Source organism: Pseudomonas sp. FP2300 (assembly GCF_030687595.1).
Taxonomy (GTDB): domain Bacteria; phylum Pseudomonadota; class Gammaproteobacteria; order Pseudomonadales; family Pseudomonadaceae; genus Aquipseudomonas; species Aquipseudomonas bijieensis.
In genome coordinates this window covers 4,107,069-4,129,678 of the sequence record NZ_CP117440.1, presented here as the reverse complement: position 1 = coordinate 4,129,678, position 22,610 = coordinate 4,107,069, and the positions used below count along the sequence as shown (strand labels likewise).

19 protein-coding genes are annotated in these 22,610 nt (G+C 60.1%); 10 read left to right on the top strand and 9 right to left on the bottom strand.

The annotated features are described in order from the left end of the window. Positions 1 to 27: 27 nt before the first annotated feature. Positions 28 to 810 (bottom strand): DNA-binding transcriptional regulator KdgR, encoded by a 783-nt coding sequence (kdgR, locus tag PSH86_RS18115; protein ID WP_109753190.1) that lies wholly within the window; start codon positions 808 to 810, stop codon positions 28 to 30. A 154-nt stretch (positions 811 to 964) separates the two neighbouring features. Here kdgR and PSH86_RS18110 point away from each other — a divergent pair, with 154 nt between their 5' ends. From PSH86_RS18110 to uxuA, 6 genes are all read left to right on the top strand, one after another. Continuing rightward, positions 965 to 1,966, top strand: coding sequence for a sugar kinase (locus tag PSH86_RS18110; protein ID WP_305490377.1), 1,002 nt, complete (start codon positions 965 to 967; stop codon positions 1,964 to 1,966). Between the two features lie 4 nt (positions 1,967 to 1,970). Then, positions 1,971 to 3,182: a D-mannonate dehydratase ManD gene (gene manD, locus PSH86_RS18105; protein ID WP_163858192.1), complete on the top strand. Its 1,212-nt coding sequence runs from the start codon at positions 1,971 to 1,973 to the stop codon at positions 3,180 to 3,182. 54 nt (positions 3,183 to 3,236) lie between these two features. After that, on the top strand, positions 3,237 to 4,268 hold the full coding sequence (locus tag PSH86_RS18100) for a Zn-dependent oxidoreductase (protein WP_163858195.1): 1,032 nt from the start codon (positions 3,237 to 3,239) through the stop codon (positions 4,266 to 4,268). Between the two features lie 70 nt (positions 4,269 to 4,338). Then, on the top strand, positions 4,339 to 5,631 hold the full coding sequence (locus PSH86_RS18095) for an MFS transporter (RefSeq protein WP_116832688.1): 1,293 nt from the start codon (positions 4,339 to 4,341) through the stop codon (positions 5,629 to 5,631). Between the two features lie 17 nt (positions 5,632 to 5,648). Next, entirely contained in the window at positions 5,649 to 7,103 is a 1,455-nt protein-coding gene (locus PSH86_RS18090) for a mannitol dehydrogenase family protein (RefSeq protein ID WP_305484008.1), read from the top strand. Between the two features lie 16 nt (positions 7,104 to 7,119). Continuing rightward, entirely contained in the window at positions 7,120 to 8,295 is a 1,176-nt protein-coding gene (uxuA, locus tag PSH86_RS18085) for a mannonate dehydratase (RefSeq protein WP_109753185.1), read from the top strand. Positions 8,296 to 8,558: 263 nt separating this feature from the next. Here the strand turns inward: uxuA and PSH86_RS18080 are convergent, their stop codons facing one another. The 3 genes from PSH86_RS18080 to PSH86_RS18070 form a co-directional block, all read right to left on the bottom strand. Continuing rightward, positions 8,559 to 9,272, bottom strand: coding sequence for a FadR/GntR family transcriptional regulator (locus tag PSH86_RS18080; protein ID WP_305490376.1), 714 nt, complete (start codon positions 9,270 to 9,272; stop codon positions 8,559 to 8,561). A gap of 84 nt (positions 9,273 to 9,356) precedes the next feature. Next, on the bottom strand, positions 9,357 to 10,883 hold the full coding sequence (locus PSH86_RS18075) for a UxaA family hydrolase (protein ID WP_305484004.1): 1,527 nt from the start codon (positions 10,881 to 10,883) through the stop codon (positions 9,357 to 9,359). A gap of 14 nt (positions 10,884 to 10,897) precedes the next feature. Continuing rightward, positions 10,898 to 11,908, bottom strand: coding sequence for a zinc-binding alcohol dehydrogenase family protein (locus PSH86_RS18070; RefSeq protein ID WP_163858201.1), 1,011 nt, complete (start codon positions 11,906 to 11,908; stop codon positions 10,898 to 10,900). Positions 11,909 to 12,520: 612 nt separating this feature from the next. On the opposite strand from PSH86_RS18070, the gene treA reads away from it, so the two are divergent. Further along, entirely contained in the window at positions 12,521 to 14,146 is a 1,626-nt protein-coding gene (gene treA / locus PSH86_RS18065) for an alpha,alpha-trehalase TreA (RefSeq protein WP_305484001.1), read from the top strand. Between the two features lie 86 nt (positions 14,147 to 14,232). On the opposite strand, the gene PSH86_RS18060 is transcribed toward treA, so the two are convergent. The 4 genes from PSH86_RS18060 to PSH86_RS18045 all read right to left on the bottom strand — a co-directional run bounded on the left by PSH86_RS18060 (position 14,233) and on the right by PSH86_RS18045 (position 18,075). Next, positions 14,233 to 15,459: a zinc-dependent alcohol dehydrogenase gene (locus PSH86_RS18060; RefSeq protein WP_163858205.1), complete on the bottom strand. Its 1,227-nt coding sequence runs from the start codon at positions 15,457 to 15,459 to the stop codon at positions 14,233 to 14,235. Between the two features lie 144 nt (positions 15,460 to 15,603). Continuing rightward, a complete protein-coding gene (locus PSH86_RS18055; RefSeq protein WP_163858207.1) occupies positions 15,604 to 16,134 on the bottom strand; it encodes a cupin domain-containing protein in 531 nt (176 codons plus the stop codon). 18 nt (positions 16,135 to 16,152) lie between these two features. Then, positions 16,153 to 17,112 carry a diguanylate cyclase gene (locus tag PSH86_RS18050; protein ID WP_116832681.1) on the bottom strand — a complete coding sequence of 320 codons (960 nt, stop codon included), beginning with the start codon at positions 17,110 to 17,112 and terminating at the stop codon, positions 16,153 to 16,155. Positions 17,113 to 17,115: 3 nt separating this feature from the next. After that, positions 17,116 to 18,075 (bottom strand): response regulator, encoded by a 960-nt coding sequence (locus PSH86_RS18045; protein WP_232201532.1) that lies wholly within the window; start codon positions 18,073 to 18,075, stop codon positions 17,116 to 17,118. Positions 18,076 to 18,519: 444 nt separating this feature from the next. On the opposite strand from PSH86_RS18045, the gene PSH86_RS18040 reads away from it, so the two are divergent. From PSH86_RS18040 to PSH86_RS18030, 3 genes are all read left to right on the top strand, one after another. After that, on the top strand, positions 18,520 to 19,212 hold the full coding sequence (locus tag PSH86_RS18040) for a type 1 glutamine amidotransferase domain-containing protein (protein ID WP_305483997.1): 693 nt from the start codon (positions 18,520 to 18,522) through the stop codon (positions 19,210 to 19,212). 101 nt (positions 19,213 to 19,313) lie between these two features. Then, positions 19,314 to 19,595: a hypothetical protein gene (locus tag PSH86_RS18035; protein WP_305483995.1), complete on the top strand. Its 282-nt coding sequence runs from the start codon at positions 19,314 to 19,316 to the stop codon at positions 19,593 to 19,595. 178 nt (positions 19,596 to 19,773) lie between these two features. Beyond that, entirely contained in the window at positions 19,774 to 22,128 is a 2,355-nt protein-coding gene (locus PSH86_RS18030; RefSeq protein WP_305483993.1) for a bifunctional diguanylate cyclase/phosphodiesterase, read from the top strand. Positions 22,129 to 22,162: 34 nt separating this feature from the next. Here PSH86_RS18030 and PSH86_RS18025 read toward each other — a convergent pair whose 3' ends face one another. Next, a complete protein-coding gene (locus PSH86_RS18025) occupies positions 22,163 to 22,600 on the bottom strand; it encodes a substrate-binding domain-containing protein (RefSeq protein ID WP_109753175.1) in 438 nt (145 codons plus the stop codon). Positions 22,601 to 22,610 lie beyond the last annotated feature (10 nt).

Sequence of the window (22,610 nt, the reverse complement as noted above, 5' to 3'; positions counted from 1 at the left end):
CTCCCTCGCCACGGTTGTCGACGGCTATTACCGTGCATGCCAACCCAGCTGACCTGAGATCTGTTGGGTGGCTTGCATCAGTTGCTTGACGTAGTCCTGCTTCAACTCTTCCCTGAAGCGAAAGCAGGGGAATGAAACGCTCATCCCGCCGATCACGTGGCCAAAGCGGTCGCGGATCGGTGCCGCCAGGCAACGCATGTTGTCTTCGAACTCTTCATGATCCTCGGCGTAGCCTTGTTGGCGAACGGTCTCCAGTTCCTGCAGATACGCCTCGGCACTGGTCAAGGTATTGGCTGTGCGGCGCTCGAAGCTTTCCTGCGCAAGGTGCGCCAGCAGCTCTTCTTCTTCAAGCCAGGCCATCAGCACCTTGCCGATACCGGTGCAGTACAGCGGTGCCCGCCGACCGATCCGCGAGTACATGCGCAGGTTGTACTTGGAGTCGATCTTGTGCACGTAGACGATGCTGCCTTCGTCGAGAATCCCCAGGTGGACGGTCTCGCCCGTCAGCTCGTTGATCCGCCGCATGCCCGGCTCCGCTTCCCGGACGATGTCGAGGTGGGGCAGGGCCTGGGCGCCCAGTTCGAAGAGCCGCACGCTGAGGCGATAGCGATCCTCGGCATCCTGCACCACATACCCCCGCGCCTTGAGCGACTGCAAAAAGCGATAAACCGTGGCCTTGGACATGTCCAGTTTGGTGGCGATTTCCGAGACGCCGCTTTCTTCCGGATGCTCGGCCAGTGCCTCGAGCACGGCCATGGTCCGGCCCACTGCCGACACCAGCTCGTTGTTTGGAATGACGCTGTTGTCCATGAAGGCTCCAACGTGAAAAGTAAAACCCAAGGATATACGCAAGCAGAACAAAACGCTGTTTCATTTTTGCTTGACGAGACCGGAAATCTGACTAGACTCGGGCCTTGAGATAAAAATGAAACGCCGTTTTAAAAACAAGAAAGGCGCGTTGATTATGGATATAACGCTTAACCATGGCCCGGAGATCCGCTTCGCCCGTCCACTGAAGGTGGCGTTGGTAGGGGAATGCATGATCGAGATGCGTGGTGAACCGGGTGCCGCGATCATGCAGACCTTCGGTGGCGATACGCTCAACACCGCGGTCTACCTGGCCCGATTGAATCCCCGTGGCGCAGTTGCCCTGGACTACATGACGGCCGTAGGCAGCGATGCGTTCAGCGTTGCCATGCGCCGGTCCTGGCTGGATGAAGGGATCGGTGACGTCCATGTCCGCGTGATTGAAGACGCGCTGCCGGGGCTGTATTTCATCCAGACCGATCCGCATGGCGAGCGGCGTTTCCTCTACTGGCGCGGGGAGGCAGCGGCGCGGCGCATGTTCGACGGCCCCGAGGCCGACACCCTGCTCAATGGACTGGCCGATTACGACTACGTCTACCTGAGCGGCATCAGCCTGGCGATCCTTACGCCAGAAGGGCGCCAACGCCTGATCCAGGCCTTGCACCTGGCGCGCCGAGGGGGCACGCGCATTGTTTTCGACAACAACTACCGTCCCCACCTCTGGCCCGATCCCGAAGCGGCCCGGCAGGTCTACCGCGAACTATTGCGCCTGACCGACCTGGCCCTGATCACCTGGGAAGATGACGCCATCCTGTTCGGCTACCGCGACACCGATGCCTTGTTCAGTGCTTATGCGCAGGAGGGAGTCGGCGAAGTGGCCCTCAAGCGCGGCGCCGACTCCTGCTTGATCCAATGCCCGGCTGGCCGTTTCGAAGTGCCCGCCCAGCATGTTGCCCATGTCATCGATACCACCGCCGCCGGCGATTCGTTCAACGCCGCTTACCAGGCCTGCCGCCTGCAGGGCGGCGATCCGGAGCAGGCCGCCTGCTGGGGCCATCGCCTGGCGGCCCAGGTTGTCCAGTACCGGGGGGCGCTGATTCCCCAGGCGGCGATGCCGAAAATGGGCGCGTCCTCTCTTTCTTCTGTTGCACAGGTCTGACTTTATGAAAATCGTTGAAGCGCGCGTCATCGTCACTTGCCCGGGTCGCAATCTGGTCACGTTGAAGATCGTCACCGATGAAGGTCTCTACGGCATTGGCGATGCAACCTTGAATGGCCGCGAACTGGCGGTCGTCGCCTATCTGGAGGAGCACGTCCTGCCCGCGCTGATCGGCCGCGATGCCCATCGCATCGAAGACATCTGGCAGTACCTCTATCGCGGTGCGTATTGGCGCCGCGGCCCGGTGACCATGACCGCTATCGCCGCCGTCGACGTGGCACTCTGGGACATCAAGGCCAAGGCCGCGAACATGCCGTTGTACCAGTTGCTCGGTGGCAAGAGTCGCGAGCGGGTAATGGTCTACGGACATGCCACCGGCAAGGACATCGAAGGCTGCCTGGACGAAGTCGCTCGCCATGTCGAGTTGGGCTACAAGGCCGTGCGCGTGCAATGCGGCATACCGGGTATCGCCACCACCTACGGTGTCGCCAAGCGCAGCGGCGAACGCTATGAGCCGGCCGACAGCGACCTGCCCGCCGAACACGTCTGGGACACTGCCAAATACCTCAATTACGTACCCAAGCTGTTCGCCGCCGTGCGCGAGCGCTTTGGTGATGACTTGCATATCCTCCATGACGTTCACCATCGCCTGACGCCCATCGAAGCGGGGCGCCTGGGCAAGGCCGTGGAGCCGTACAACCTGTTCTGGCTCGAAGACTGCACGCCAGCCGAAAACCAGCAGAGCTTTCGCCTGATCCGCCAGCACACCACCACGCCCCTGGCGGTTGGCGAGGTGTTCAACTCCATCCATGACTGCCGCGAGTTGATTCAGGAGCAGTTGATCGACTACATCCGCACGACGCTGGTGCATGCCGGCGGCATCACCCATGTGCGGCGCATTGCCGATTTTGCCGCGCTGTTCCAGGTGCGTACCGGTTTTCACGGTGCCACCGACCTGTCACCGGTGTGCATGGGGGCGGCCCTGCATTTCGATACCTGGGTGCCCAATTTCGGCATCCAGGAACATATGCCTCATGAAGAGCGCATCGATGAAGTCTTTCCTCATGCCTATCGCTTCGAGGACGGCCATTTCACGCCCGGCGATGCGCCGGGGCATGGCGTCGACATTGATGAAGACCTCGCCCGCCAATACCCCTACAAGCGCGCCAGCCTGCCGGTCAACCGTCTTGAAGACGGCACGCTCTGGCACTGGTGAAGCGTTTCCAACCCATCAAGCGGCGGGGCGGATATCCCCGCCAGGAGTGACCCGATGAAAGCGTTCCAGGTAAGAGCACCCTTCGAGTTCGGGCTGGCCCAGGTCGACCGACCCCAGGTTGCCCATGGCGAGGTCCAGGTCGATGTGGCCTACGCCGGCATCTGCGGCTCGGACATGCACATCATTCATGGGCAGAACGCATTCGTGCGTTTCCCCCGAGTCACCGGCCATGAGTTTTCCGGGGTGATCCGGCAAGTTGGCGAAGGTGTCGAACACCTGCAAGTGGGCGATCGGGTGTGCATCGATCCGGTGATCAGTTGCGGCACCTGTTATCCCTGCCGCATCGGCCGACCGAATGTCTGCACGCGGCTGCAAGTGATCGGCGTGCATCGTGACGGTGGTTTCAGCGAGCAGGTGTGCGTACCGGCCGAGAACGCCCACCGCTTGCCCGATTCGATGTCCCTCAGCCACGGTGCCCTGGTGGAGCCTTATTCCATTGCCCTGAATGTGCTCGATCGTATGCAGCCCCATCCGGGCGACAGCGTGCTGATCTACGGTGCCGGTGTCATCGGCCTGACCCTGGTGCAGATGGCCCGGGCACTGGGGCTGACCGACATCACCGTGACCGATGTCATCGACAGTCGCCTGGAGACGGCGCGGGCACTGGGTGCGAGCCGGACCCTCAACGGCCAGCAAGTCGATGTCGAAACCACAATGCGGGAACTCACCCAGGGTGAAGGCGTGCCGTTGATTGTCGACGCTGCCTGCATCCCGGCACTGATGCCGCAGATGGTGCGCCTGGCCTCGCCGGCTGGACGCATCGGCCTGCTGGGGTTCAATGCCACGCCCAGCGACCTGGTGCAGTTGGAGATGATCAAGAAGGAACTGACCCTGGTGGGCTCACGGCTCAATAACCGCAAGTTCCCCAAGGTGATCGAACTGATCGCCAGCGGCCAGTTGCAGGTCCAGGACCTGATCAGCCATCGCGTCACGTTCGACGAAATGCCCGGTGCCATCGACCTGATCGAAAAACACCCCGAGCAAACCCGAAAGGTACTGGTGGAACTGACGAACGCCCACCACTGATCTTCCGACCTTATCGTGCCCGAGTGCGGGCACCCTCACCGAATAAACACAACAAGCGGGAGGCTCCACCATGTTTGGTCAAGGACGTAGCTTAATCATCATCATGCTGTTCCTGGCCGGGGTCATCAATTACCTCGACCGCTCGGCATTGTCTGTGGCGGCGCCTTTCATCCAGAAGGACTACGGTCTGAGTACGGGTGAAATGGGCATGATCTTCAGCAGTTTTTTCGTCGGCTATGCCGCCTTCAATTTCATCGGTGGCTGGGCCGCCGACCGTTACGGCGCCAAGACCACGCTGCTGTTGGCCATGGTCTTGTGGTCGTTGTTCAGCGGCCTGACCGTGTTGACGGTGGGCTTCGCTTCGCTGGTGCTCATCCGGATTCTGTTCGGCATGGGCGAAGGACCGCTGAGCGTTACCACCAGCAAAATGGTGAACAACTGGTACACCCCCAAGCGCAGGGCGCGGGCGATCGGCGCGTCGATGTCCGGCACGCCGCTGGGCGGGGCGATTTCCGGTCCGGTGGTGGGCTTCATCGCCGTCACCTACGGCTGGAAGATCTCGTTCATTATCATCATGCTGATCGGCCTGATCTGGGCTGCCGTGTGGTTCAAGTTCGTCAAGGAACGGCCCGAAGGCGAGGGCGCCGAGGATATTCTCCGAGCCGAGGGGCAAAGCGAGCTGGCGGCACAACCGGTGTTCCCACTGCGCTTCTACCTCAAGCAACCGACGGTGCTGTTCACGTCCTTGGCGTTCTTCTCCTATAACTACACGTTGTTTTTCTTCCTGACCTGGTTTCCCAGCTACCTGACCATGGCCCACGGCCTCAACGTCAAGGACATGAGCATCGCCACGGTCATTCCCTGGGTTTTGGGTTTCCTCGGCCTGGCTTTGGGCGGCTTCATCTCCGACTTCGTGTTCAAGAAAACCGGAAAGATGATGTTCTCGCGCAAAGTGGTGCTGGTGACCTGTCTGTTGGCCTGCGCCGCTTGTATCGCCTGTGCCGGGATGGTCAAGACCCTGTATCCGGCAGTCATTCTCGTCGCCTTGGCGGTGTTCTTCCTGTACCTCACCGGGGCCATTTACTGGGCGATCATCCAGGACACCGTACCGGCGGCACGAGTCGGTGGCGTCAGCGGCTTCATGCACTTTCTGGCGAACACCTCGGGCATTGTCGGCCCGACCTTGACCGGCTTCCTGGTGCAGTTCACCGGCTCGTTCACCAGTGCGTTCCTGCTGGCGGGGTTGTTGACGGTGATCGGTGCCGTGTGTGTGGCGCGCTATGTAAAACCCCTGGCGGTGGCCAATATCGGTGACTCGGCTGCACAAGGCTCGCAACCGGCTTCGGCCCTGAGCCATCCCTGAACAGAAGGAGCGTATTGATGCCTGTTGTGAAACGAGTGCCCTCCACCGGCGCGGCACCGCAGATCGGTATTGTCCACCTGGGCTTGGGCGCGTTTCATCGCGCACACCAGGCGGTCTACTTGCAACGCCATCTCAATCGTCGTGGTGAAAGCGACTGGGGGCTGTGCAGCGCCAACCTGCGTTCCAATCGCACCTTGGTCGATCAATTGCGTGGGCAGGACGGTCGCTACCATGTTGCCGAGTTCCGCGACCGCGAACAGGTGACGCTGCGCGAGATCGGGGTCTTGCGCCAGGCCTTGTATGTGGGCGAGGGCGGCCATGACCTGGAGCTGCTATTGCAGCGCATGGCCGAGCCGCAAACGCGGATCGTTACCCTCACCGTCACCGAAAAAGGTTATTGCCTGAGCCCGTCCTCGGGGCAACTGCGCAGCGAAGATCCGCTGATTGCCCATGACCTCGCTCATCCGCAAGCGCCGCGCTCAGCGCCTGGCATTGTCCTTGAGGCCCTGCGTCGCCGTCGTACCGCCGGCATCCCGCCATTCACTGTGTTGTGCTGCGACAACATGCCGGATAACGGCCAACGCACCCGTCAGGCGGTCAGCGCATTGGCGGCGCTGCAGGATGAGGGGCTGGCGCGGTGGATCGAGCAACAAGTAGCGTTTCCCAGTTGCATGGTCGACCGCATTGTGCCCGCGATGGACGGCGAGTCCTTCCGGCGGCTGGAGCAACTGGATTGTCACGACCCGGCGGCAGTGGTCTGCGAAAGCTTCAGCCAGTGGGTGATCGAGGATCACTTTCCCCTTGGTCGCCCGGACTGGGAAGTGGAAGGCGTACAGATGGTCAAAGACGTGCGCCCGTTTGAAACGATGAAGCTGCGCATGCTCAATGGCAGCCATTCGTTACTGGCCTACGTGGGGTTGCTGGCCGGCCATGAGTCGGTGTTCGACGCGGTCAGTGACGCGAATCTGGCACGGCTCTTCGAGCGCTACATGGCCGAAGAAGCGGCGCCCACCCTGGATATGCCGGCGGGCATCGATCTTTCGGCGTATGCCCACGATCTGAAGGCGCGCTTTGCCAATGACAGCCTGCAGCATCGTCTGCGCCAGATCGCCATGGACGGTTCGCAGAAGCTGCCGCAACGCTGGTTGCTCGGCGCCCGGCAGTTGCTCGACCAGGGGCGAGGTATCGGCTGTACCGCGCTGGGCATCGCGGCATGGATTCATTACTGCACACGACCTTTGCCTGGTTATCCGATGCACGTGATTGATGACCCTTTGAGTGCGACTTTTGCCGATCTGGCGGGGCGCTTCGACGGCGCATCGTTGGTGGAAGCCTTTCTCGATTTGGACGAAGTCTTTCCGGCCGCGTTGTCGGAGCGCCCGGCGTTTCGTGAGGCTGTGCAAGGTGCTTATGGCGCCCTGATTCGCGACGGCATCGACAGTTTTTTGCAGACCTTTGTCGCACCCAACTAACAAAAAGGAGAACAACATGGAACAGACATGGCGTTGGTTTGGCCCCAAAGACCCGATCTCCCTGGCGGACGTTCGCCAAACCGGTGCGACCGGCATCGTCACCGCATTGCACGAAATCCCTAATGGCCAGGTGTGGCCGGTGGAGGCTATCGCGGCTCGTAAAGCGATGATCGAAGCGGCCGGTTTGAGCTGGTCAGTGGTGGAAAGCATTCCGGTGCACGAGGACATCAAGCGTGGCTGCGGGCGGCGTGACGAGTACATTGCCAACTACCAGCAAAGCGTGCGCAACCTGGCGAGCTGCGGCATCGATATCGTGTGCTACAACTTCATGCCGGTATTGGACTGGACTCGCACCGACCTGACCTATGAGCTGGCGGATGGTGGCTGGGCGCTGCGTTTCGATCAAACCGCATTTGCTGCCTTTGACTTGTTCATCCTCCAGCGTCCGGGGGCGCAGGCTGAATACAGCGCCGAGGATATCCAGCAGGCCAAGGTCTACTTCGAACAACTGACGCCAGCCCGACGCGAAACCCTGGTCAACACCCTGATTGCTGGTTTGCCCGGCGCCGAGGAACACTACAGCCTGGACAATTTTCGTGACTTGCTGCGCACCTACGCCAATATCGACGAGGCCAAGTTGCGTGAGCACCTGGGGTATTTTCTGCGTGCGGTGATCCCGGTGGCGGAGGAAGTCGGGGTACGCATGGCGATCCATCCGGACGATCCACCTCGGGCGCTGCTGGGGCTGCCACGCATCCTCTCCACCGCTGAAGATGCCCAATGGTTGTTGGATGCCGCCCCGAGTCCGGCCAATGGCCTGACGTTCTGCACCGGTTCCTATGGTGTGCGCGAAGACAACGACCTGGTGGCGATGGCCAAGCAGTTTGCGCCGTTCATCTACTTCACTCACTTGCGCTCAACCCGCCGGGAGGCCGACCCACGCAGCTTTCACGAAGCCCATCACCTGGGTGGCGACGTCGACATGGTCGGGGTCATCAGTGCCTTGGTGGCCGAAGAGCGCAGGCGTGAGCGCGAAGGTGGCCCGCGCTTGCCGCTACGACCGGACCATGGGCATCAACTGCTGGATGACCAGCACCGCAAAAGCAATCCCGGCTACTCGCTGATCGGTCGCCTCAAGGGCCTGGCGGAAATCCGTGGTGTGGAACTGGCCGTGCGGAAACAGTTGGGCTGAGGCTTGAAAATAAACAGGGGAAATCTGTCAGGCCAAAAAGCCTGTGGCGATGCGTCAGTTACCGAGGGCTTTTGTGGCGAGGGGATTTATCCCCGTTGGGCTGCGAAGCAGCCCCAAGGATTGAATGCGATCAGCCTGACACACCGCAGTGACTGGCTTGGGGACTGCTGCGCAGCCCAACGGGGATAAATCCCCTCGCCACAGGTTCGGTGTGCAGTTGAGTGAGTTTGAGTGATCCACATCAACGCCCATCCACCGCCGGTCTAATCGCTCATGTCTTCCGGCCCCAGCGCCTGCAACCAACGGTTCTCCGAGCGGCTCAAGTGCTGGCGCATGGAGGTCTGAGCACCGAGCACATCCTTGTTGGCGACGGCGTGCAGGATCGCTTCATGCTCGATGACGGCGGCTTCCCAGGTCAACGCGTTCTCGGAGTGCTTGCTCAGGTGTGCCGAAATAGGGTTATGTCGTTCATCAAACAGCGCGGTGATGATCCGGACCAAAGCAGAGTTACCGCTCATTTTGGCCAGGCGCTGATGAAACCTGCGGTCGTCCTCCAGAGGGGGCTGGCCGTTGGCGATGCTGGCGCGCATGGCGTCGATACATTCCTGCAGATAGCGGTAGTCGCTTTTTTTGCCGTGCAAACAGGCCAGGACCACCGACTCGCCTTCGATCAAGGCGCGCGCCTGCATCAGTTCCGAGGGGCTCTCGCCCAAGGTTTCGCTCTTGTTTTTCCCGTCCGTGGACCGGGTGCGCACGTACACGCCCGAGCCCATCTTGATTTCAATGTCGCCCTCGATTTCCAGGGCGATGAGCGCCTCGCGCAGCGAAGGCCGGGAAACCCCCAGCAGTTGGGTCAAATCGCGCTCGGGGGGAAGCCTGGAGCCTGCCTTGAAGTCCCCCTGGACGATGTAGTTTCGCAGTTGGTCAGCGATTTTCTGGTACGGCTTTCGCTCAGCGGCGTTGATCGGTGAGACCATGGCAACGGTGTCCATCAGATAGTCTGCGAAGGCTACCATAGGCGCTTGATGCTGTTCATTCATGTGGGCGCGGTGGTGCGGCAATCACATCACCGCGCCAATCTGCCAAGGCACAAACTCGTTGTCGCCCAAACCGTTTTCTTCACTGCAGGTGCGGCGTCCGGAAGCGGTATCGAGCATCAATTGGAACAACCGTTCACCGGCCTCGGCCACCGACTCCAGGCCATCGACAATGCCTCCGGCGTTGAAGTCCATGTCCAGCTCCATGCGTTGGAACAGGCGGGTGTTGGTGGCGATTTTCAAGGATGGTGTGGGCTTGCACCCGTAGGTCGAACCGCGGCCCGTGGTGAAGCAGATCAGGTTCGCGCCTCCCGCCACCTGGCCGGTCGCAGACACCGGGTCGTAGCCGGGCGTGTCCATGAACACCAGGCCTCGGGCATCCACCGTTTCAGCGTATTGGTAAACGCCCATCAGTCCGCTGGCGCCGGCCTTCGCCACGGCACCCAGGGATTTCTCCAGGATGGTGGTGATGCCTCCGGCCTTGTTGCCAGGCGAGGGATTGTTGTTCATGTCACCGTCGTTGTGGCGTACGTAGGCTTCCCACCAATGGATCCGCGCCATCAATTTTGCCGAGATATCAGCGGAGGCGGCGCGGGCTGTCAGCAGGTGTTCGGCGCCATAGATTTCCGGCGTTTCCGACAGAATGGCGGTGCCGCCATTGCGCACTAGCAGGTCGACAGCGGCGCCGAGTGCCGGATTGGCGGTAATCCCCGAGTAACCATCCGAGCCGCCGCACTGCAGACCGACCTTCAGGTGGCTGGCCGCCACGGCAGTACGTTGGAAGTCGTTGATGATCGGCAGCATCTGCTCGATATGGGCGATGCCACGCTGCACGGCTTCGCGAGTACCGCCAGCGTCCTGAATGATCAGGCTGGCCTTGAGCAGCGCTGAGCGATCGCCGAGTTCATCCATCAAGGGGGTGAGTTGGTTGACCTCGCAACCCAGGCCGATCAACAGCACGCCAGCGAAGTTGGGGTGATCGGCATAGCCGCGCAAGGTACGCTTGAGGATATCGATGCCTTCACCCGTGGCCCCCATGCCACAGCCGCTGCTATGGGTAATTGCCACGACGCCATCGACGTTGGGAAAGTCTTTCAGGCGCTCGGCAGAGAAGGCATTGGCGATGTGTTTGCACACGGTTGCCGAGCAGTTGACGCTGGAAATAACCCCGATGTAGTTGCGGGTACCAACGCGCCCATCATCGCGCACGAAACCCTCGAACGTCGCCGGCTCACCGCTGAGCACGGTAGGTATATAAACGTTCTGCACGCTCTGTTCGGCATTGGTCGTGGGCATGTCCAGGTTGTGCACGTGGACATGATCGCCAGGCTCGATGTCCTGTGTCGCCTGGCCGATGGTCTGGCCATACTTGAGTACTCGTTGTCCTGCTAGCGCCCGGCGCAGGGCGATCTTGTGGCCGGACGGAATCGGCTGCCGGGCGACCAGCGCGACGCCGTCGGCGTTCAGCTGTTGCCCTTCGGCAATATCGCCTCGAGCCACGGCAACATCATCACCGGGGGTTAAAACAAGCAAAGAAGACGGCGGGTTCATGGTGCGTCTTCCTCCTAGCACTCGATGATTGCTTTGACGACACCCTGCTTGGGGTCGAGCAAGGTGCTGAACGAATGGGCGACGTCGCTGAGTGTCAGTCGATGGGTGTTCAGGGCGGCGTCCGGGATCAATCCGTTGCGCAAGCATTCTTCCACGTGCCGGAAGTCTTCCTGGGTGGCGTTGCGACTGCCCATCAGCGTGGCTTCACGCTTGTGAAACTCCGGGTCGGAAAAGGTGATGGAGTCCCGTACCACCGAAATCATCACGTAGGTGCCGCCGTGGGCGATGAACTCGAACCCGCGCTCCATGGCCCGGGCATTGCCCGTGGCATCGAACACCACGTCGAAAAAATCGCCCTCTGTCAGTTCGGCCAGGGCCTGCTTGTCACCTTCGCCGATTTGCACGGCCGCGTGGATATCCAAGTGTTGCTTACAAAACGCAAGACGATCTTCACGGGTATCCAGGACAGTGACTTGCGCCCCGCGCAGGCTGGCGAAGATCGCCGCCGCCATGCCGATCGGCCCGGTGCCGACCACCAGTGCGCGTTTACTCGCCTGGACATTTGAGCGCCGCACAGCATGAGCGCCGATGGACAGGAACTCGATCATCGCCGCCTGATCGAGGGTAACCCCCACGGCCTTGTGTACGAATTGGTGGGGAACACTCAGGTATTCAGTGAAAGCCCCATCGCAATGAACCCCCAACACTTGAATACGGGTGCAGCAGTTGGTCTTGCCCTGGCGGCAGGCGATGCAGGTTCCGCAGGAAAGGTAGGGCATCACGTAGACAACATCACCGATGGCGAGGTCGCTGGCGCTGTCCGGCTCTTCTACAACCCCGGAAAACTCATGACCCATGACACGCGGGTATTCGAGGTAGGGCTGGTTGCCGGTGAAGATATGCAGGTCAGTGCCGCAGACCCCGACGCGCTTGACCCGGATGAGCACCTCTCCTGGACTCCTGGCCGGTTTGTCACGTTCGATGCTGCTTAGCGAGCCGGGTTCGTTACAGATGACGGTCAACATGTCGATGCTCCTTGGCTGGCGCGCAGACAACGGGTGCCTACACGCGCAGGAGGGTTGCGAGCGCCCGGTTGCCGCGACCGGAGCTCTTTTTTGTTGTAGACGGGCTGTGACCCGTTCGGACGAGCTTCGCCCAAAAACTACACGCCGAGGAAAATATTGGCAAGACCAATTTGTTGTTTTTCTAATTGGACAGACCAATATGAAATTTACGAGGGGGGCCCCAGCTTCTCTATTACCATCGCCAGGCTGATGGGGAAAAAGGCAACAGTGGACCGGAAAACGTTTCGGGGCCGAATAGCGGGTGGATTGCTGCGGGGAGTTTTGATGAGCACACAATGGCAGAAAAAAGGTTGCCCGGTTTGCCGGGCGCTATGGGAGTCCGGCCAGCATCCCCCTGAACTTGCCATGAGCATCGTTCTCCATTCCCGTCTGCATCGATGTTCATCGTGCGCAGCCTTCTGGGAGCAGTCGGAGCGTTATGCCGATATTATTTCTGAGCGGCAGGCGCGAGCGTTATATCCAGAGGCCTTCAAGTAGGAGGGCTTTTTATGAACCCAGGCCATTCCTTCATGTCAGTCGTTTGTCAGGATCGACAACATGATGGAGCTGTCTATGCGACCTATGGATTTCACCAGCCTGTCCTTCGCCGCGTTGTTCTGCGCGGCTTGCTCAAGCCAACCGGCCGCGACATGGAGTTATGAAGATGCCCAGGGGCGAGCCAATCTGCCGCCCGACCAGGCCTACCCTGAGCTGTTCGAAGCGGTGCAACGCGGGCAGCTTTTCACTGACCAGAAACACTTCGTGGATGCGCTGCCCAAGCGTGATCCTGCGAAAATCCGCGCCGATTACCTGGCTCGCCGGGGCAGCGATGGCTTTGATCTGAAAACTTTCGTGCAAGACAATTTCATCGAATCCGGCGAGGCGCAAAGCCCGGCATCGAAACCTGGCGCTTCGATCGAAGAACACATCGACAACCTCTGGCCGGTGTTGAGCCGCAGCTACAGCCAGGTGCCGCAATACAGCAGTTTGCTGCCGTTGCCGCAACCCTATGTGGTGCCGGGCGGGCGCTTTCGCGAGATGTACTACTGGGATTCCTACTTCACCATGCTGGGGCTCGAGCAAAGCGGTGAGAGGGCCCGGGTTCGCCAGATGACCGACAATTTCGCCTACATGATCGATACGTACGGCCATATCCCCAATGGCAATCGCACCTACTACCTGAGCCGGTCGCAGCCGCCATTCTTTGCCTATATGGTGGAGTTGCAGGCACGTATCGAAGGCGATCAGGCCTATGGGCGATACCTGCCACAGTTGCAGAAAGAGTATGCCTACTGGATGGAGGGCGCCCAGGCGCTCAAGCCGGGCGCGGCCGCGCAACACGTGGTCAAACTCGCCGATGGCAGTGTGCTCAACCGCTATTGGGATACCAGCGCGACGCCTCGACAGGAGTCCTGGTTGCAAGATGTCAGCACCGCCGAGCGAGCGCCGCACCGGCCCAGGGAAGAGGTCTGGCGTGACCTGCGTGCCGGTGCCGAAAGCGGTTGGGATTTCAGTTCCCGCTGGTTGGACGATAGCCAGGACCTGGCGAGCATACGCACCACGGCCATCGTGCCTGTGGACCTCAATAGCCTGATCTATCATCTCGAAAAAACCATCGCCAAAGCCTGCGAGACGGTGCAGAACAGCCCCTGCGTCCAGGTTTACGGTCGGCGCGCCGAGCTGCGCCAACATGCCATCGAGAAGCACTTGTGGAATGCCGACAAGGGCTTCTATGTGGACTACGACTGGCAACGCAACCAGCAACGCCAACAGCTCACGGCCGCGACGCTTTTCCCGCTGTACACGGGGCTGGCGTCCGGCGAGCACGCCAATCGCACCGCCGATGCGGTACGCGAAGGCCTGCTGCGCCCCGGCGGCATCGCCACCACCCAGGTCAACAATGGCCAGCAGTGGGATGAGCCCAACGGCTGGGCACCGCTGCAATGGGTGGCGGTGGAGGGGCTGGACCGCTACCAGCAAACGGCACTGGCGCAGCAGATTGGCAGTGGTTTTTTGCAGCAGGTCCAGAACCTCTACCGCAAGGAGAACAAGCTGGTAGAGAAATACGATTTATCCGGGCGTGGCGATGGCGGAGGAGGCGGCGAATATGAGTTGCAGGACGGCTTTGGCTGGACCAACGGGGTGACGCTGAAACTGATGGGCAAGTATGGCGCAACCCCTCTCACCACCAGGCCGTAGACTGAACACTGTGGCGAGGGAGCTTGCTCCCGCCGGGCTGCGCAGCAGCCCTTGAGTTCCCCTCACCACCATGAACTCGCCAAGTCTCAAGTCAGCGCCATCGCACCATTCGGCACATCACCCTCCGGCAACGCCACGTGCGGGCTGCCCGGCGTCAAAATGACCTTCCTGCAATCCTCCTGCTTCTTGTCGAAAAGCTTGTAGCCCTCGGCGGCCTGCTCCAGCGACATCCGGTGGCTGATGATCACCTCAGGGGACAAACGACCGGTCTCGATATGGCCAAGCAGTTCGGGCAGATAACGCTGCACGTGGGTCTGGCCCATCTTGAAGGTCAGGCCTTTGTCGAACGCATCGCCAAACAGGAAGCCGTGGATGAAACCGGCATACACCCCCGGCACGCTCACCACACCGCCGCGCCTGACTGCCGCGATGCATTGGCGCAGCGCCTTGCCGCTGCTGCCTTCGAGCTTGAGCGTGGCCAGTACCGTTTCGGTGGTGCTGCCCTTGGCCTCGAAGCCCACCGCATCGACCACACCGTCCACGCCGCGCATGCCTCTGGTCTGACGAATGATCGTGTCGGCAGGGTCGTCGTCTTCATCGAAGTTGATCGGAATCACGCCGTAGGTTTGCTGCGCGTAGGCCAGGCGATAGGGATGATGATCGACCATGAAGATCTGGTCGGCGCCCAGCATCCGCGCGCAAGCGGCACTCAACAGACCGACGGGCCCGGCGCCGTAGATCGCGATACTCGAACCCTTGCCGATCCCGGTGTTGGTGACCGCTTGAAACGCGGTCGGCAAGATGTCCGAGAGGAACAGGACCTTTTCGTCCGACAGGGTCCCCGGTACCTTGAACGGCCCGGTGTTGGCCTTTGGAACACGTACGTACTCGGCTTGGCCGCCCGGTATGCCGCCGTACAGATGGCTGAAACCGAAAAGCGCCGCGCCCGGTGCAATGGCCTTCTTGTTCAGGATCGCGCCACGCCCGGTGTTGGTGGTTTCACAAGCGGCGAACAGATCCATCTGGCAGAAAAAACAGCTGCCGCAGGCGATCACGAATGGAATCACCACACGGTCGCCGGGTTGCACTGCGGTCACCGCTGAACCCGTTTCCTCGACGATGCCCATGAACTCATGTCCGAAGATATCGCCGTGCTCGACGGCGGGAATTTTCCCGCGATAGAGGTGCAGGTCGGAACCGCAAATCGCCGTTGCGGTAACGCGCAGAATGATGTCGTCGCTGTCCACCAGGATGGGGTCGGCGACCGTATCGACTTTCACACTGTGGGCACCGTGATAGGTGAGTGCTCTCATGACGTCCTGCCTCTCTCGATAGTGGGTAAAGGGCAGAGGGGCGATTCCGGACGGAAGTTCAGAGAGATGACGGGCCGTGGGACTAGCGGTCGTTCAGTGCGGCGAAGGTACTTTTGGACGGGGTCTGGTAGCGCCGCCTGGGTGCTATCGCCGGCTTGTCCAATACCGGACGACAGCCCCCTCGCGCCCCTGCACCGGATCCCTGTCGGGAAATGGCAGGCTGGCGATCTTCGCCAGTTGGGCTTCGCTCGGTGCTTCACGGCAGATGTCGGCCTGTTGACCGGGAGGGTAGGCGCCGACCACCAGGAAATCCTCGCTGGCGTGCAGGTTGCAGTGGCCTGTACCGGCGGGGAGCAGCAATACGTCACCGGCTTTCACCTCGAGGACATGTCCCTGCGGACCGCCAATCATCAAGCGCGCCTGGCCACTGGCGACGCCCAGCACTTCATGGCCTTCGGTATGGTAGTGGTGATAGTTGTAAATCCCGTAACGCCATTGCGGGGGCCAGCCATTGGCGCGAAAAGTCTCTTCGATCAACGCCGCCGCATCGCCGTCCCGAACGGCGATGGCGCCGGGGTAGACGAGCACGGGCAGGCGCGGGTTGTTGGGTACCCAGCCGTTGCGTTTCAATATCAGGGCCTGCACGGAATCCGAGACTGCGTTAAATGTGCTCATTGAACCAATCTCCGCAGGCTAAACCTGCTCGTACACCGTCACCCGGTTACGCCCGGTCTTCTTCGACGTATACAGCGCCTGGTCCGCCCAGGCGATCAGGTCGGCGTGGCTGTTCGAGGGTTGGTTCAGGTCGGCCACCCCCAGGCTGATGGTGAAGCGGATGCGCTGGTCGTTGTACACCACCTCCAGCGCCTCTACGGAGTGACGCATGCGTTCGGCGAAAGTTTGCGCACCGGTGCTGTCGGTATCCGAAAGCACCACGCCAAACTCTTCACCGCCATACCGCCCGACCACATCGGAGTCGCGCGCGTGCTCGCGCAGCAGCCTGGCGACCTGCTCGATGACTTTGTCGCCGGCCTGGTGACCGTAGGTGTCGTTGACCCGCTTGAAGTGGTCGATATCTAGCATCACCAGGCTCAACGCATTGCCATAGCGCTGGTGCCGGGCATAGGCGGCCCTGAGGCTTTCCTCCCAATGGCCGCGGTTGTACAGGCCCGTCAGGCGATCGGTACTGGAGAGCTGTTGCAGTTGCGCATTGGCGGCTTGCAACTGATGCCGGTTGGTGGCGACATCGGTGACGTCATAGATCACCAGGCAGATATGCTTGATGTTGTTGTCGGGCGAGCGCAGCGGTAACAGCGTGGTGTTCTGGTACATGAATTCTTCATTGCCGGTGATCGGCTGATAGTTCTCGAACCGCACCAGATACGGCCGCTGCTCCCAGACGGTGAAGGCTGGCGTGCCGAGGGTAGCGACGCTTTCCACTTTGCGGCTGAACCATTGGCGATCGATTTCAGGGAACAGGCTGAAGATAAGCTGATTGTGGGCATCCTTTGGCTGCACCCCGGAGCGGTTCTCCATGAAGGTGTTCCAGACCTGCACGCGGTAGTCGCGGTCGAGCACCACCACACCGACATCGATGCTCTGAACCACGGCAAGCAACCAGTGAAACTCGTTCAGATCAATGGAATCGTTCATGGCTCAGTTCATCAGATAGGCGAGTTTGTGGGTCAACCGTTCGATGGAGTCCTCCGTGAACAGCAGCAATAGGTCGAAACGAATATCGTGCCCTTCCAGGCTGTAGCTGATTTCCACTGCCAGGGTTTTTTTCCAGCGCTTGCGGTTGACTCGGATCAGCTCATCGATCGCCGCGTGTTGGCCGAGAATCTGTGGGTGACCTTGAGAGAATCCCACATCGATCTGATCGGCAATGCTGGTCAGGCAAGCTCCGATCAGGACGCTGGAAAGGTCCAGCAGCATTTCCAGGTCGGAATAGTCGCTGCTCTGGCGTTGCATCAGGTGTGCGATGTCGGCGATTTCCGAGTCGTGAAACATCAGCAGGGCTTCACCCGCGATGCCACTGCCAATAAAACCCTGGCAGATAGCCGTGAGTTGCTGTGAGCTGCTGGCATCGTTCAACGCCATATGCAGCTCACCGACTTCGAGAATGTTCACATTGGGCACCGGCAGTTGCACAAAGACGCCCAAGACCTTGGCGATCAGGGCGGCTGCCTGGCCAATGGCAACGTTGACGGTCTCGCGGAACACGTCGTGAAAACTGATGGCCGCGTCCGGTGCCGAACGATTCTGCAGCGGCACCTTGCCGGGTTGGGTCAACAGTCCCACCCGGGTGAGGGTCTGGCGCAGTTCGTTTTCGTCGAAAGGCTTTTTCAGGAACGCCAGCGCGCCTAGCTCGAGCACGCGGCGTACCGCTTCATCCTGGACGTCACCGGAGATCACGATGACTTGCGCCTTCAACCCTTCGTCGCGCAAGGCGCTCAACACCTGATAACCGTCCATCTCCGGCATGGTCAGGTCGAGCAGTACCACCTGGCCCAGGCCCTGGCGTATCGCGTCCATGGCCTGGCGACCATTGACGGCCTCGGTAACGGACACCGGCCAGTCCGCGGGCAGAGCACGTAGGACCTGTTTACGGGCCATGTTGGAGTCGTCACACACCACTAGGGGAATCACTGACACAAATGCACTCTTTTTGGAGTTGGATATCAGGGAAACGCTTGCATGCGTCACCCCATAGGGTAGCAAAGACCCGCGAATGCACAGGATTTACCAAGAAAAACACCCGGCAGGCCGCCCGGATGGGTTGTTACGCGGTTTGCCCGGCCCCGTAGTACTCGTCCCAAAGCTCCTTCCGAAACCGGTTGCCCGGATCGAATTGCGCCCCGGTGGCATGCAACTGGTGAACTGGATGGCGTGCCGGCAAGCTCCCGAGGCTGGTAAAACGAGAGTCCCGGAAAGTCCATCGGGACCGGCCAGTTGGAAGGGGCATCGCGACGCCCACTGAACGTCTGCTCCCGGGCGACCTCTGAAAGTAGTGCAGGGTGGCGATCTCGCTGCCCGTCAACACTTGGAGGACAGGCTCATATGAACATTCTAATGGTCCTTACATCCCACGATCAGTTGGGCGATACCGGCAAGAAAACCGGGTTTTGGCTGGAAGAATTCGCTGCTCCCTATTACGTGTTTGTCGACGCCAAGGCAACTGTCACGCTTGCCTCTCCCAAGGGCGGACAGCCGCCGCTGGACCCCAAAAGCGATGAAGAGGACGCCCAGACTGAGGCTACACGCCGTTTTCGCAGCGATCCGAAGGCCCAAGCGGTACTGGCCAGTACGGTGCCGCTGGGTGAGATTGACCCCTATGACTTCGATGCGGTGTTTTACCCTGGAGGTCATGGGCCGCTCTGGGACCTGGCCGAGGACACGGATTCGAAGACCCTCATCGAAGCCTTTTATGCCGCGAATAAACCTGTGGCCGCCGTTTGCCATGCCCCTGGCATGTTCAAGAACGTTCAAGCCCCGGATGGCCAGCCTGTGGTGAAAGGCAAGAAGGTGACCGGGTTCACCAACTCCGAGGAGGAGGCCGTGGGGTTGACGCACGTGGTGCCATTTCTGGTGGAGGACATGCTCAAAGCCAAAGGCGGCGAGTATTCCAAGGCTGCCGACTGGGCGAGCTATGTGGTCGAGGATGGACATTTGATCACGGGTCAGAATCCGGCTTCATCCGAAGCTGCCGCCAAAGCCCTGCTCAAGCGGCTGGTGCAGGAAGAGACGGCCTGAGGACACGCCGCTTGTCACTACTGTCATCTCTGACAGTAGTGAGGCGAGAGGCTTTCACCCTATATCTGTAGCCCCATCCTTACTTTAAAAGAGAAATGGACATGGCTACGCAAAAGACAACTCACGTAGCTGGGGATCTTGACCCGGGCTTTGGTCATGAGGGGAGGGCATTTTTCACGCTCGACCAAAGCCTCTTTGGCGGCTCATCGAAATTACTCAGTGATGGAAAAATTCTCACGGCGGGCGTCAATGCTTCAGCTTTCAAGGCTACGAAACCAAAAAATGGGCTGTGGCCATTCAACCCGACAATAAAATCCTGGCAGCAGGGGCTCCTTGGGGGGGAGCCTGATAACCGCCAACATCACATTGATGCGATTGCTTGAAAATGGCGCTCTGGCCCTCTAGTAAGCCCTGGCCCTGACAGACGCAGTTTGTAGTCTATAGTTTTCACCAGACCCGGAATCCTTTCGTGTGGCCGACCAGGAGCAATTGACTCCTTGAGCCGTAACCGCGTCGGATTCCCGCAAGCCGTCAGCAGTGAAGCGATGCAGGGAGCACACCATGCCGATCCAACGGTCGAATATACTGAGGTCGGCCACTGATATTGCCCATTCTGCAAACTCTGTTTCAGTTACCACGAACAGCCTGTTTCGGCGCGGGTTTGACCAAGCCAAAGAAATTTACATTTTATTTCCGCTGCTGGCGGTTTTCCTGTTGCTGAGCATCTGGGCGGCCACCTTGTACCTGATCAAGGTCGAACAGGTGCGCGCGCAGCAGAGCGCTGCCGCGGCGAGTGTGGAAATCGCGGCCACGTACGAAGCGCAAATTCTGCGGGCCGTGCGTGAAATCGATCAGACCCTCAAGCTCGTCAAATACACCTACGAGTCCGAAGGGGAACAAAACCCGCTGCCCAAACTCAAGGCGCGGGCGTTGTTGCCGCCGCCTTTCCTGTTTGACGTCAGCGTGGTTGATGCTGACGGCATGGTCGTCGCGAGTACGCAGCCGAGCGAGGCTGGAAGCAGGGTCGCTCAGGATGAGCTGCAAACGTTGAGGCGTGACAATGTATTGTCGATCAGTCGCCCCTGGAAAAATCCTGTAACGGGGGAATGGAAGCTGCGCTTCAGTCGGCGGCTGAATTCGGCGGACGGCGCGTTCTCCGGGATCGCGATGGTCGAGGTCGATGCGGCTTATTTCGTCAGTAGCTACGATGCCTCGAAACTCGGCAATCAGGGCACACTCGGGCTCCTCGGAACCGATGGCATCTTCCGGGTATGGCGCACCGGGGAGGTGGTATTGGCCGGTGACGCGGTCGACTACACGGCAGTGGTGCCGGACAATGAAACCACCGAGGCGGTGCTCGCGATCAATGGATGGGACGGCGTACGGCGCTACACCAGTGCCCGCCAACTCTACGATTATCCGCTGGCGATCATTGTCGGGTTATCCGAGGAGGAGCAACTGTCGGCGGTGAATCGACAAGCACACACCTATCTGTGGAGGGCGGCGGGCGCAAGCCTGTTGCTGGTATTGTTGGTGAGTCTGTTGAGCCGGATGAGCTGGCAACTGGTGCAAAGCCGTTTGCGAGCCGCCGAAGCGAAAATAGCCTACGCCGAACGCGTCGAGTACCTCGCTTATCACGACGGCCTGACGTCGCTGCCCAATCGCAGTCTGTTCAGTAAGATGTTGAGTCAGAGTATCAGCGAGGCAAGCCGTTATCATCGGCAACTGGCGGTGCTTTTCCTTGACCTCGACCGTTTCAAGCACATCAATGACACGCTTGGGCATGATGCCGGCGACCAGTTGCTGCAAGAAGTCGCACAGCGAATCACGGCCTGTCTGCGCGCCAGCGATACCGTCGCCCGACTGGGCGGCGACGAATTCGTGATATTGCTGCCAGAGCTGTCCGAGGACAAATACGTGGCGATCACCGCCCAGAAAGTCCTGTCCACCATTGCCCGGCCTTTTAACGTCCAGGACCATGAGTTCCGTGTGACCGCCAGTATCGGTATCAGTGTCTTTCCGCAGGATGGCCTGGATGAGCAGACACTCAAGAAAAATGCCGATATCGCGATGTATCAGGCCAAGCAACAAGGCAAGAACAATTTCCAATTCTATTCCGAGAAGCTGAACGCGGATTCACTGGAACGACTGACACTGGAACTGAGCTTGCGCCATGCCCTGGAGCGCCAGGAGTTCCAGCTGCACTATCAGGCCAAGCGAGATATTCGCAGCGGCCAGATCACCGGCATGGAAGCGCTCTTGCGCTGGGATCACCCCGACCTGGGCATCGTCGCGCCGATGCAGTTCATTCCGATTGCCGAAGAGACCGGTTTGATCGTGCCGATCGGCAAATGGGTACTCAAGACCGCTTGCCTGCAAAACGTTGCCTGGCAGCAACAAGGCCTGCCGCATCTGGGGATGGCCGTGAACCTGACGGCGCGCCAGTTTGCCGATGAGAATCTACTCACGGACCTCGCTGCGATACTGGCTGAAACCGGTATGGAGGCGAGTCTGCTGGAACTCGAAATCGCCGAAAGCCTGCTCATGCAGGATGTCAAAAGAGCGTTGAGTGTGTTGACCGGACTTAAACGCCTGAAGATTCGGATCGCCATTGATGATTTCGGTATCGGTTATTCTTCGCTTTCCGCCCTCCAGCAATTTCCGCTGGACTCCATCAAGATCGATCGCTCATTTATCTGTGATGTCACCAGCGTGTCGGAAGACAAAGCCCTGACCGAGGCCATCATCGCAATGGGTAGAACCCTCAGCCTGACCGTGGTTGCCCAAGGCGTGGAAACCAAGGAGCAGGCCGATTTTCTACGGGAAAATGCCTGCGACGAATTTCAGGGGTTTTACTTTAACCGGCCGGTGCCCGCCGATCAGTTCAAGATGTTGCTACAAGCACAACCGGGATAGGCAAGAGGCTCGACAGCTTGAGCCACGATGATGCTCATTGCGCCTCGATCGGCAGTGCCCTGACGCTGCCGTCCACCTCCCGAGCGTCGATATAGCCAATGGTGTCGGGATTCTCGGCAACACGTTTCTTGACTTCTGCGCTGCTTGAAACCGCCTGCGGCGGTTGGCCCCGACCGGTAAAGATGATCTTTGACCAATGGGCCTTGAGCTGGGACGCGGACTTGCCGGTGAACGTTGTGTAGAACTCATCGCGGGTCGGTGAGTCTTCTGTCTGGTCAATGGGAGTCGCCTGTCCACCGCCGGGAAAACGACTGGTCTTGCCCAGAAAAATATCCGCCACCTGATTGCGCGCGAGCGTCTTCACTGGGCTCGACGTAGCGACGACCACCACCACGTCGGCCTTGACGGCAGCGCTGGCGGCGCACAGGGCGAGCCCCGCCACAGCGATTCCGATGCGTCTCACAACCCACATGGCCTGCTCC